Origin of the sequence: Dyadobacter sp. 676 (assembly GCF_040448675.1) — a bacterium.
In the GTDB taxonomy this organism is placed as follows: Bacteria; Bacteroidota; Bacteroidia; order Cytophagales; family Spirosomataceae; genus Dyadobacter.
Genome location: NZ_CP159289.1, coordinates 1,914,509 through 1,926,201, shown reverse-complemented (window position 1 = coordinate 1,926,201; position 11,693 = coordinate 1,914,509). Strand labels below are relative to the sequence as shown.

The following is an 11,693-nucleotide window of genomic DNA, read 5'->3' as shown; positions in this document are numbered from 1 at the left end:
AATATCGGCAGCCGCATGGGCGATCTCTCTCTCGAATGCAAGGATATCAGTTCTGATCAAAAAATCCTCCCAATACTGCGCTTGATCAGGTGTAGTGCCGGTGTAATTTCGAATTCGGTGATCACCGAAATGCAATAACCGAAGTCCTCTTTAACCGATTTAAATATAAGGAAATAGTGGCACCTACTCAATCAGAAAATCTCTCAGTGCCCCGCGCTCGCGAATTCTGACGCCTTTTTCGGTATGCTCCACCAACGCCGCCTCGTAAACAGGGTCGTGCTCGAAAAGCAATATGCACTCCTCGTCGGCGGCTTGCCGGAGAATGTCCTGTTTTTCTTCGATGGTTTGCAAGGGGCGCATGTCATAGCTCATTATCCAGGGAACAGGCACATGATACGACGATGGAATAAGGTCGGCGCAGTAAATGATTTTCCGGTTCTTGTAATGGATAACCGGCAGCATCATTTGCTCGGTGTGGCCGTCGACGTTCATCAGACTGATATTTCCGAAGGGAGAGTGCCCATTTGCCACAAATTGTAATTGCCCCGATTCCTGCAATGGTAATATATTTTCTTTCAAAAATGAGGCCTTTTCGCGTGGATTGGGGTTGGTAGCCCATAGCCAATGTGCTTCGTTCGACCAGTAAACCGCATTCGGGAACGTGGGGACGAGGCGGGAACCGTCGCGGCTGAACCGGACCGCGCCGCCGACATGGTCGAAATGCAGGTGGGTGAGGAACACGTCGGTGATGTCGGCCGGGCCGAATCCTTTTTCTTCGATGGACGAAAGCAATGTTGCATCGCCATGGAGGTCGTAATGGCTGAAAAACTTGTCGTCCTGCTTGTTCCCTATTCCGGTATCGACCAGTATCAATTTTGTCCCGTTTTCGATCAGCAGGCACCGCATGGCCCAGGAGCAAAGGTTTTTTTCATCGGCCGGGTTTTGTTTATTCCAAAGCGCTTTCGGGACGACACCAAACATTGCGCCGCCGTCGAGTTTAAAAAAGCCGGTATCGATGATGTGGATTTTCATAGGGTTTTCAGGATTTAATTCGTCTGCTTTAATGGAATGTCAACATTCCGTCGACCTAACATACCATAATTTTTTCGATCTTCCGCCCTGAATTCATAACAAGCCTAACCATGCGCGTACCTTTTCTGTCAGTCGGTTTACTGTTCCTGTCGGTGTTTTGTATTGATAATCAATCCTGTGCGCAAAAGACGCCGGTCGACTACGTCGCGACGATAATCGGTACCGCGCCGTCGGCAACGGAAAGTGCCAGGGCACATAGCGAGGCGGGCAGCGAACTGAAAGGACAGACGATTCCCGCAGCGGGCGTTCCGAATGGAATGACCCAGTGGACGCCGCAGACCCGTGCCCGAGAAACAAAATGCATTGCACCTTATTACTACAACGACAACAAATTTCAGGGATTTCGCGGCACGCATTGGCTCAACGGGTCCTGCGTGCAGGATTACGGATCGTTCACTGTGATGCCGCTGTCGGGCGAGCTCATCACCGATCCGGAGAAGAGGGCCAGCGTATTCAGTCACGAAAAAGAGCAAAGCTCACCGGACCATTACGGGGTCTGGTTGCAGGACCATCAGATCCACGCCGAAGTGACGGCGCTTGCCCGGACGGCCGTCATGCGGTTTAAATTCGGGAGCGGAGAGGAATCGTTTATCGTTGTTGAACCCAATAGCGACGAGGGCGAAGGTTTCGTCGAAATCCTCCGGGACCGGGGCGAAATCGTGGGCTACAACCCGGTGCACCGCATTTATCAGGGAGCGGGACAGCCCGCGGGAATCAGCGGATATTTTGTGATGAAGTTCGATCAAAAATTCATGCAGTCGGGCGTGTGGCTGGCGGATACCATTACACCGATGGGCAGAATGCTCACGGGCAAGGGCAACCGGGAGCGACTTGGGGCTTATGTGGGATTTGGAGATGAAAAACAGACCGTTACCGTTCGCATCGGGACGTCGTTTACCAGCATTGAAGGCGCCCGCGCGAACCTCGAAAAGGAACTGGGTACAAAAACTTTTGAAGCCGTCAGGGAATTGTCCAGAACTGCCTGGAACGAGGCATTGGGGAAAGTCCGCGTGCAAGGGAGCGAAGATGATAAAACGCTTTTTTACAGTGCATTGTACCGAACGAAGTTATCTCCCCGACTTTTCTCCGACGTGGACGGGAGCTACCCCTCGTTCGCGGGCGGTACGCCGCTTCAAAAGGCGGAGGGCTTCGACTACTATTGCGATTTCAGCTTATGGGACACATTCCGTGCGGCTATGCCGCTGGAAATCCTGCTGGAACCGGCACGCGCCGGCGATATGATGCAGTCGCTCGTGAAAAAAGCGGAGCAGGGAGGCTGGATGCCGATTTTTCCCTGCTGGAACCACTACACGGCGGCGATGGTGGGCGACCATGCATTGTCGGTCATCGCGGACGCCTACGCGAAGAATGTGCGGAATTTTGATGTAAACAGTGCGTACATCTATCTGCGGAAAAACGCATTTGAAATAAATACTAATGCCAAAAGTTACGAAGCGGGCCAGGGGCGCCGCGCATTGAAATCTTACCTGCAGTACGGCTATGTGCCGCTGGAAGACAGCGTCTGGCAGGCGTTTCACAAGCGGGAGCAGGTTTCCCGAACGCTCGAATACGCATATGACGACTTCTGCCTGGGGACATTGGCGGCCGGCCTGGGCAAAAAAGAAGATGCCGACCGGCTCCGCGAACGTGCAATGAACTACCGGAACGTGATCGATCCGTCGACCGGCTACGCGCGCGGCCGCTATGCCGACGGGCGCTGGATTGCGAATTTCGATCCGTTCGCCAAACGTGCCAGTTTTATTACGGAAGGCTCGCCTGCGCAATACACGTGGTTTGTGCCACACGACATCGCGGGATTGCAGGAGATAATGGGAGGTAAAAGCCGTTTTATCGGCAAATTGGATACGCTATTCAACCGGGGATATTACTGGCATGGCAACGAGCCCAATCATCAGATCGCCTACCTCTATGCATTTGCGGGACAACCCTGGAAAACGCAGCAATGGACACGCGCCATTATCCGGAGCGAATACGATACCGGCACGGGCGGGTTGAGCGGAAACGAGGATGGCGGACAAATGTCGGCCTGGCTGGCATTCAGTATGATGGGCTTTTACCCTGTCGCGCCCGGGACCGATCAGTATGTGCTCGGAAGCCCGGTGTTCAGCGAAATATCGTTGAATGTCGGAAAGAACAGAAGGTTTACGGTGATGGCAAAAGGCGTTTCCGATAATGCGCGCTACATTCAGTCGGCAACGCTGAACGGAAAGCCGTTTACCCGGACTTACATTACCCACGCCGAGCTGCTCAAAGGAGGAACGCTCGTGCTGCAGATGGGCGACAGGCCCAATATGCAATGGGGGACACAGGAGGCGGACATGCCGTTTTCGCTTTCCCAAGGCCCTGCCTTTAAGAGATAATGGTATTAATTTAATTTTAAGAGATAATATTTGGATAAATAACAAAATAGCGATATAAAATTTGTATTCGTAGCGGTTGGTTGCTAAATTCCACAAAACCATTATCATTCACTCCAACCCAATGAACCGCAGAGATTTTTTTGAAAAGGCCATCCCGGCCAGCTTCGCGTTGGGCGCAGTAGCCACTTCCTGTGCGCCCGGACCTGAAAGGAGGTATCCCGACAAACATTTTCACATCAGCAGGGGGTATCATCAGATCCCCAAATTACGCCTGTCGATGGACCGCATCGTAAAAGAGACGGTCGGATTACGGCCTTTCCGGGCCTCGGGACCGCGCCTCGATGTGGAAAAATTAGGTAACAAGACGATCGTCCACAACTATGGCCACGGCGGAAGCGGCTGGTCGTTGTCGTGGGGTACCGGTGACATCGCGCGGCGGAATGTGCTGGCGACAGGAGAAAAAAATAGCGGTGCTGGGGTGCGGAACAGTGGGTATCGCGACGTCCCGATTATTGCAGGAAAGCGGCTGCGAAGTAACTATTTACACCAAAGACGTGCCCCCGAACGTAACGAGCAACCTCGCCACCGGCACGTGGTCGCCGGCGTCGCGGGTCTGCGACAAGAAGATTGCCAGGCCGGAATTCAAGGATACCTGGGAGCAAGCGACGCGGTTTTCGTTCAGACGGTTCCAGTTTCTTTTGGGAATGAACGACATTGCCTGCTGGGCGGAGGAATACGGGGTGTTCAAACAAGCCCCGGTTTATACCCCCGGAGCCGGTGGCGAAGATTTCGAGATAGACGGCCTGCTGCCCGAACGCGTGCGACTCGAAAAGAAGGAACACCCTTTCAAAGCCGACCATGTGACGCGCCGGACGAATATCATGTTCAACATTCCGACCTATTTGCGGCACCAGTTGCAGGATTTCACGATGTTTGGCGGGAAAGTCAAAATCCAGGAAATCAAAAAAGTGGAAGATATCGATGCGTTGCCTGAAAAAGTAGTTGTGAATTGCATGGGCCTGGGAGCGAAGCCGGTATTCAACGACGAAGAGCTGACGCCAATTTCAGGTCAGCTTTCATGCCTTATTCCACAGGGAGATGTGAACTACAAGTTATACACTCAAGGCGCCAATTTCATCGCCCGTAAAGACGGCATTTACATCGGAAGCAATGGCATCGTCGGTAATTGGGACACCACACCGAGCCGGGAACAGACGGAGAAAACCGTCGGGATATTGATGAAGTTAATGGAAGAAATGAGAGGATAGGATACAAAGGCGCCCGGAATGTTTGCACTGCCCCCAGGAAGCTGGACACTTTCCGGGGGGTATTTTTGTATCAGCGGTGGAAGCTCTGCCCCACGAATTTCAGCACCTCGGGCAACGCCGTGCGCCAGTACGTCCAGGTATGCCCGCCGTCGCGCACGCGAAATTCGTGAGGAATGGCCTTATCGGTCATAGCGGCATGAAGGTTCATATTACCTTTGATAAGGAAATCATCGTCACCACAATCGATATAGTATTTTACGGTTTTAAGTTTATCAACCGGAGCGGTTTCGATTATTTTAAGGATTGAATTTTTATACCAGTTTTCCGAAAGGCGTTCTTTACCCGGAGCTGCTTTGCCATACAATCCGGCCAACAGGCCGTCGTAGCGCTCGGCAGGCATATTGGATAGCTCTTCGTCCGACCAGAACGCCCCGCTCAAAGGAGCCGCCGCCGCAAACAGATCGGGATGCTTGGTAGCCATGATCATCGTACCGTAGCCGCCCATCGAAAGTCCCGCCACAGCCCTGAATTCCTTTTTAGCGCGAACGCGGTATGTCGATTCGATGTGGGGGATCAGTTCCGTTACGAAGAAATCTTCGTATCTGGCCTTTCCGTCGGCGCTGTTGATGTAGAAAGTGACACCGGCGTCGGGCATTACGATGATCATCGCGGGGGCGTCGCCGCCGGCGATGGCTTTATCGGCAATATGCTGCACTTCGCCAAATTGCGTCCACCCGGTTTCGTCATCCGAATAGCCGTGGAGAAGGTAAAGCACCGGGTAACTGCGGTTGGTTTTATCGTAGTCGGCAGGAAGGTAAATATTATACCTGATTTCCTTGCCCATGGCCTTGCTGTTCAGTTTCAGGCTTTCTTTCACAAGACCTTGCTGCGCAGAGGCATGGAGCGAAACAAAAAAGAGAATGAGGAAAGTTAACTTTTTCATAGGCACGTTTTAGGTTTTTGATAAAAGATTGCAAATGCGCCAGTCCTACCGCTATTCTTCGTTGAGATGGTAACGCCGGCGGGTTTCGTTGATCAGGAATTTTTTGTGTGCCGTAAAACTTTCGGGATGCATTGTTTCAAACAGGCTGCTCCATTCCTGGTACCGCAGCGCATCGCCCTTTTTGAATGCTTCCGCATCTATTTTTTTTGATCTCAGATACTCGTCGAATTCCATAATGCTTGATTTTGCCGCAATATACCCGTTTAAAGTAAGCAATACCTGCCCGCAAATCAGCTTTTAAGCATTAATTTGGCACAAAATCGCATTAGATACCCGATGAATACTTTTGAAATGAAAATAGACCTGCGCAGCGACACCATTACCAGGCCCACCAGGGAAATGCAGGAGGCGATGTGGGCGGCGGAAGTCGGCGACGATGTGCTGGGCGACGATCCCACGGTGAATGCATTACAGGATAAGGCGGCAAAGCTCTTCGGGATGGAAGATGCCCTGTTTTGTCCTTCCGGCACCATGACCAACCAACTGGCGATCCGTGTGCATACACGACCGGGGAGCGACGTCATCTGCGACAAACATTCTCACATTTATCTCTACGAGGGAGGGGGCATCATGTTGAACGCCTTTTCGTCCGTCAAACTTCTCGAAGGCGACCGCGGCAGGCTCTCGGCAGGGCAGGTAGCGGAGGCGGTCAGCCCGGAGCACGATGTCCACTCGACGGTAACGCGCCTGGTTTCGCTGGAAAACACGATGAACAAAGGCGGGGGTTGCTATTACGACTTTAAAGAGATAGAAGCGATCCGTGAAGTTTGTACCCGGCGCGGCATACCACTTCACCTGGACGGAGCCCGGCTGTTCAATGCGCTGGTCGAAACGGGAGAAACCCCATTGCAGTACGGAAAAGTTTTCGATAGTATCAGTATTTGCCTTTCCAAAGGCCTGGGATGCCCGATAGGGTCGCTGCTGCTCGGTACGAGTGAAATGATCCGCGAGGCCCGGCGTTTCAGGAAGGTAATGGGCGGAGGATGGCGGCAGGCGGGGTTCCTCGCTGCGGCGGGCATTTATGCGCTCGATCATCACGTGAGTCGCCTGAAAGAGGATCACCGGCGGGCGAGGGCGATCGGGGAGATGTTTGCCGGGAGGCCGGAAGTTGCAGAAATTTTTCCGGTCGATACCAACATTGTCATTATCAGGCTGAACGACGGGCTCGCCGAACAGCAATATGTGAGCCGGCTGGCCGAGGCGGGGATTCTGGCGGTAACATTTGGAAAAGGGATGGTCAGGTTTGTAACACACCTCGATTTTACCGACGACCACCTCGACGCCATGCGCAGCCGGCTGAAAACTTTCTAAACCTCTGGAATCATTTCTTCGTATTCATATTCGGAGTTGGGGCCCTGATAAATCACCTTCATGCCCGAAAGATCGGCTACATAGGTGTGTATGCCCGCGGCCCCGATTTCTCGCAGGAAAGTGGGGTAATCCGTAATGCCCTCCTGGGTACGCTTGATGGCCGCCTTGACTTCTTCCAGCTTGAAATCCTCGGCACATTCAAATTCCGGCAGGTCACCCGGGATAATAAGCTTGTCGCCATTAACGGAGGTATAAGTACGTTTATGGTTCTTCACTTTCACTTCGTAATTGTCCACCCCGATTGCTTTCAGATTTTTCACGAAATATGGGTAGGGCTGGCCGGCAGACCGTTGCTCGGCTGAGTGAATGAGTTCGTCGGTCAGTTCGATCATTTCCATAATCACTTCACTTTAAATATCTGTCCTGAAAGTTTTAAAATACCTGTCCTGAAAGTTTTAAAATACCTGTGCCAGGCGGTTGAGGGCGGTTTTGCCGAAAGATGGGCGGCTTATCGGGAACAAAAAATGTTGCTTTGCCACGGCGGCAAAGCAACATCGGTCATGAGTCGAAGACGGGCAAATCAATGTGCCATGTCGTCGTCTTCCGGGTGGTGCACGATCAGCGAGCTCCGCGTATCCAGTTTTTTGATCATTTCATTGGACATCGTATCGGCATACACGCCGTAGCTGCTCACGAGCGTACCTTTCAGGCCGTCTTTGGACTCGATTGCATACAGGATCGACATGTCCGACGGGTTAGTCATTCCTTCGAACCGGTATACTTGTACGATATCGAAATCTTCGGGGGACAATGTCAGGCAAATCCCGTCGTCCTTATGTACTTCCAGGGCATGGGCAGTCAGGTTGAAGTCATAGGTATAGCCTTGTTCCTGTAAATCTTCCAGCGTTTCGAGGAGCGTATCGGGCTCACTCATGTTTTTGTTGGCCGGATGCGGTTTCTTAACCTTATCCTGGTCTGTTCCTTGCAAGTCCATAGTATTTATTTTTAAGATTGATGATCTGATCGAATGAACAGCTGATAGCGATCCTGGGAACTGACGGAGAAAAAAGTATGCCTTTGGAGAGGAATGATTTCAGTACCCAAATGGCAATCCGGCGATGTACATTTTGAGGTAGTTTGACCTCATATTGCCAGATTATGTAGAACAGAAACAGGAGTTAAGCCGGATTATTTGGGACGATATATCGATTGTCCGGCATTGTAGGACCCGAAACATCCCAGGCCGCCTTCTATATTGGTATAGATCAAAGAAGGCTCCACGAAGGGGTTATCGGCGTCGCCCCGCGTTTGCAGTGAGCGGTGGTATTTGAAATAATGCTCGTCGGTATTGTAAACCTCCATGGTGACCGATATGATCTTGCTTTTCGGATATAACGTGTAAAAGGCGCCGTTTCCCAAACCGATGGTCATTACGTCGGGCAGATTGACGCGCCCGATGGGGGAATTGAAACTCGCTCCATCCAGATTGACGTCGTTGCGGAAATCGTTCCGGCCAATGGTATCGTCCCAGTTGATATTGAAACGGTTCCGTAGCCTTTTCTCCTTTACGCTATTGCCGTCGGCACTCTGCGGGACACTGTATTCCAGATCGAGCCAGGCACGTACGCGATAGTAATTGGTTTCCTGCGCGATGTCGTTCCAGGTCATTTTCACGGTGAGCGAAGTATCCTGATTCGGCACGCTTCCCGAATAGGAGGTGTCGATTTCGTAAGTCCGGGGCAGTACCGCACTGGCTGGCACCGTACATGTTGAACTTACCGAACGAGCTCCGTCGGTTACCGAAAGGAAATAGGTCTTCCCCGGTAAAACCGTGAATGCAGCTTTTTCAATCGAATACAGCTGGTCGGTTGTATCAAAAGGAACCACCACCTCTTTTGTCCCGTCGGACAGTTTCACGATCGCGTTCCGGATCACGCCCCCTTTCAGGCCGGGTTCGGCAAAAAGCGGGACCGATTCAGTCACCACCACATTAATGCGTGCCGCCTGAGGGGAAATAAAGCATTGTACCACCAATTTGGAACCGACCTGCGGGAGTTTGGACTGGTCGATATCGGTAACAAGCGATTCACACGCGGCCAGGACGAATGCCAGTAACAGGAGAATGAGTTGTCGGGAAAACATGTGGCCGCTTTTAGAATTTAAAATTGTAGCTGAAATAGGGAAGTACCGGAAACAGCGAATAACGTTTCAATGAATATTTCGTGACCGGCGTCGCGGGCATTACGTTGGGAAGTATGACCACCTCTTCGTCGATATTGTAAAAAAACGGGTTCCTCCGGTTGTATGCATTGTAAACACCGAATTCCCAGGTCCGCTCGTGCCGCTTTTTTTCTTATGAAACTGCACGGCGACATCCATACGATGGAAAGGTTCTGCGCGGTAGCTGTTCTTCTGCCCGTACTCGCTCACCGTAGGACCGAACCAGTTGATCACCGGTTTGCCCTCGGGCGTCAGACGGGTAACGAAATTGTCGGTTGCCGCCCGGTAGCTCGATACCGGGAGCGTCAGTGCATTGCCGGTGCCGTACACCCACGTCGCCGAGAGCGTAACCCGCTTGCCCAGCTCGTATATCCCTACCACGGAAATATCATGGCGACGGTCGTAGCGCGGGAAGAAGGTCTTGCCGAAATTGAGCTCGGGAAACTTCCAAAAAGTCCACGACAATGTGTAGCCTACCCAACCGGAGAATCTGCCGGTTTTCTTTTGTATGAGAAATTCACCGCCGTACGACCATCCTTTTCCCGAAGTCACATTGTCTTCCCAGCTTAGTTCATTGGCATTTTCGCCATTGATGCTCAGGAACGACGACCCTTCCCTGTAATTAAGGATGTTGTTCATTTTTTTATAATAACCTTCCAGCGTGACGGTGAGTGCCGGGCGTTCGAGATCTTTGGCAAAACCGGCGGCTATCTGCTCGGATTGCTGGGGAGCGACGCGCGCCGTTGTAGGTACCCACAGGTCGGTAGGCAGGCCAAGGCCGGTATTCGAGAGCAGGTGCACATACTGGTTCATGCGAGCGTAGGACGCCTTGAATGAAAAGTCTTTGGCCAGGCGCAGGGCGGCGGAAATTCTTGGTTCGGGGCGCACGTAAGTCCTCACGTCCGTCTGAAACGTACTCATCCGTAAGCCTGCATTGACTTTCAAAGCGTCCAGTGCCTGCCAGGTGTCTTCGATGTAAAGCCCTGTTTCGAGTGAATAAACCGGCTTGACCGATCGTTCGATGGGATTGTCGGTGAACGTCCCGGCGATCGCCAACGCCGACGGCACGAATTTGTGAAGCGTAGCCTGCCCGCCAAATCTGACCGAGTGCCGGGAAGACGGGTAAAAGTCGAAATCCGTTTTCACGCCCAGGTCGCGGATGCGGGAGTCGTATTCGAGACTAAACTCGTCGTCCACCGAGCCGTCGGGGTTCAACTCTTTGGAATAACTGGATACCCCGAATTTGAAATTGCTGAAAATGAATGAAGTATTGACGAAAAGTTTCTGGTTGAGGACGTGATTCCAACGTATTGTGGCTGTTGCATTACCCCAGTCGAGCCCGGCACGTGTTTCCGTTGTACTACTTTTTTCGTTGGCGTGAAATTTATCGCGTCCGAAATACCCGCTGATATAAAGTTTGTCCTTACCGCCCAGGTCGTAGTTCATTTTGGCATTGAGATCATAAAAATAATAGCCGGGCTTCACCTGGCTGTCTTCGCCGCGTTGCTGCCGGGCGATCAGCGGGGCTGCCAGCACGTCGATGTAAGTTCGCCGGCCCGAGATCAGGAAGGACGATTTCCCTTTTTTTATAGGGCCTTCCAGGGTCAAACGCGAGGAAATCAGGCCAATTCCCCCCTCGCCATGCAGTTTTTCCTTGCTGCCCTCCTTCATGTTCATTTCCAACACCGACGATAGCCGGCCGCCGTAGCGTGCGGGAAACCCGCCTTTGGTCAGTTCCACACTGCGGAGCGCGTCGGAATTGAATATGGAGAAGAAGCCAAACAGGTGATTCGCATTGTAAACCACGGCATCGTCGAGAATTATGAGGTTTTGGTCGGGACCGCCACCGCGTACATACAAACCCGTTTGTCCTTCTGTTCCCTTTTGGACGCCCGGCATCAGTTGCAGGACCCGCAGTACGTCCTTTTCCCCGAAAAATGCCGGCACTTTTTTTAATTGCTGGATGGGGATTTCCACTTTGCTCATTTGCACCGTCCGGCTTGCATAATCCTCCTGCCTGCGGGCGGAAACAACCACTTCTTCGAGCTGTGTGATGGTGGGGAGAAATACATTTAACTCGGTATCGGTTCGCAGCGTAATGCGCCGTTCCTGCTTTTCGTAACCCACAAAAGAAAAGGAAATGGTCGCCGAATCCGCCGCCGGTACCGTGAGCGAGTAAAAGCCGTATGTGTTCGTCACTGCGCCGTAAGGGGTGTTGCCGATGTACACATTGACACCCGGCAGTTGCTCCTGGCTGCCTTTTTCTTTCACAAAACCGCTGATCGTAATACGGTGCTGGGCGAAAGAAAAGAGATGGAGCAGGAGAAGAAATGCCGTAAAAATCAGACGCATAGACGGGGGGTGTGGTTAGTTCAGGAACGAGCCGACGAATGATCTAGTATGAAAATATTGTATTTG

The 11,693-nt window shown here is 52.1% G+C and carries 9 protein-coding genes and 1 pseudogene; 3 read left to right on the top strand and 7 right to left on the bottom strand.

Annotated elements, in window-relative coordinates; genetic code table 11:
- Window positions 1-183: 183 nt before the first annotated feature.
- Entirely contained in the window at window positions 184-1,032 is an 849-nt protein-coding gene (locus ABV298_RS08730; protein ID WP_353721757.1) for an MBL fold metallo-hydrolase, read from the bottom strand.
- Window positions 1,033-1,142: 110 nt separating this feature from the next.
- Between ABV298_RS08730 and ABV298_RS08725 the strand changes: the two genes are divergently transcribed.
- Entirely contained in the window at window positions 1,143-3,473 is a 2,331-nt protein-coding gene (locus tag ABV298_RS08725) for a GH92 family glycosyl hydrolase (protein ID WP_353721756.1), read from the top strand.
- A 440-nt stretch (window positions 3,474-3,913) separates the two neighbouring features.
- Window positions 3,914-4,741, top strand: a complete 828-nt coding sequence (locus tag ABV298_RS08720) for an FAD-dependent oxidoreductase (RefSeq protein WP_353721755.1) — start codon at window positions 3,914-3,916, stop codon at window positions 4,739-4,741.
- A gap of 70 nt (window positions 4,742-4,811) precedes the next feature.
- Here the strand turns inward: ABV298_RS08720 and ABV298_RS08715 are convergent, their stop codons facing one another.
- Both ABV298_RS08715 and ABV298_RS08710 read right to left on the bottom strand, forming a co-directional pair.
- Complete coding sequence (locus ABV298_RS08715; protein ID WP_353721754.1) at window positions 4,812-5,684, bottom strand: alpha/beta hydrolase family protein; 873 nt, start codon at window positions 5,682-5,684, stop codon at window positions 4,812-4,814.
- Window positions 5,685-5,735: 51 nt separating this feature from the next.
- Entirely contained in the window at window positions 5,736-5,918 is a 183-nt protein-coding gene (locus ABV298_RS08710) for a hypothetical protein (RefSeq protein WP_353721753.1), read from the bottom strand.
- A gap of 117 nt (window positions 5,919-6,035) precedes the next feature.
- Between ABV298_RS08710 and ABV298_RS08705 the strand changes: the two genes are divergently transcribed.
- The gene (locus tag ABV298_RS08705; RefSeq protein WP_353723159.1) at window positions 6,036-7,055 is read left to right on the top strand and encodes a GntG family PLP-dependent aldolase; all 1,020 of its coding nucleotides are present in this window, start codon (window positions 6,036-6,038) and stop codon (window positions 7,053-7,055) included.
- Here ABV298_RS08705 and ABV298_RS08700 read toward each other — a convergent pair.
- The 4 genes and pseudogenes from ABV298_RS08700 to ABV298_RS08685 form a co-directional block, all read right to left on the bottom strand.
- Window positions 7,052-7,453, bottom strand: a complete 402-nt coding sequence (locus ABV298_RS08700; RefSeq protein WP_353721752.1) for a DUF1398 family protein — start codon at window positions 7,451-7,453, stop codon at window positions 7,052-7,054. The genes ABV298_RS08705 and ABV298_RS08700 overlap by 4 nt on opposite strands.
- A gap of 182 nt (window positions 7,454-7,635) precedes the next feature.
- Window positions 7,636-8,049 carry a hypothetical protein gene (locus ABV298_RS08695; protein ID WP_353721751.1) on the bottom strand — a complete coding sequence of 138 codons (414 nt, stop codon included), beginning with the start codon at window positions 8,047-8,049 and terminating at the stop codon, window positions 7,636-7,638.
- 194 nt (window positions 8,050-8,243) lie between these two features.
- Window positions 8,244-9,197 (bottom strand): DUF4249 domain-containing protein, encoded by a 954-nt coding sequence (locus ABV298_RS08690; protein WP_353721750.1) that lies wholly within the window; start codon window positions 9,195-9,197, stop codon window positions 8,244-8,246.
- Window positions 9,198-9,207: 10 nt separating this feature from the next.
- A pseudogene (locus tag ABV298_RS08685) lies at window positions 9,208-11,627 on the bottom strand (TonB-dependent receptor).
- Window positions 11,628-11,693: the final 66 nt, after the last annotated feature.

Excerpts from the sequence above, each read along its gene's own strand:
- ABV298_RS08705 (WP_353723159.1), top strand. The coding sequence starts at position 6,036 with ATGAAAATAGACCTGCGCAGCGACACCATTACCAGGCCCACCAGGGAA.
- ABV298_RS08725 (WP_353721756.1), top strand. The coding sequence starts at position 1,143 with ATGCGCGTACCTTTTCTGTCAGTCGGTTTACTGTTCCTGTCGGTGTTT.
- ABV298_RS08690 (WP_353721750.1), bottom strand. The coding sequence starts at position 9,197 with ATGTTTTCCCGACAACTCATTCTCCTGTTACTGGCATTCGTCCTGGCC.
- ABV298_RS08695 (WP_353721751.1), bottom strand. The coding sequence starts at position 8,049 with ATGGACTTGCAAGGAACAGACCAGGATAAGGTTAAGAAACCGCATCCG.
- ABV298_RS08715 (WP_353721754.1), bottom strand. The coding sequence starts at position 5,684 with ATGAAAAAGTTAACTTTCCTCATTCTCTTTTTTGTTTCGCTCCATGCC.
- ABV298_RS08710 (WP_353721753.1), bottom strand. The coding sequence starts at position 5,918 with ATGGAATTCGACGAGTATCTGAGATCAAAAAAAATAGATGCGGAAGCA.
- ABV298_RS08730 (WP_353721757.1), bottom strand. The coding sequence starts at position 1,032 with ATGAAAATCCACATCATCGATACCGGCTTTTTTAAACTCGACGGCGGC.
- ABV298_RS08700 (WP_353721752.1), bottom strand. The coding sequence starts at position 7,453 with ATGGAAATGATCGAACTGACCGACGAACTCATTCACTCAGCCGAGCAA.
- ABV298_RS08720 (WP_353721755.1), top strand. The coding sequence starts at position 3,914 with ATGTGCTGGCGACAGGAGAAAAAAATAGCGGTGCTGGGGTGCGGAACA.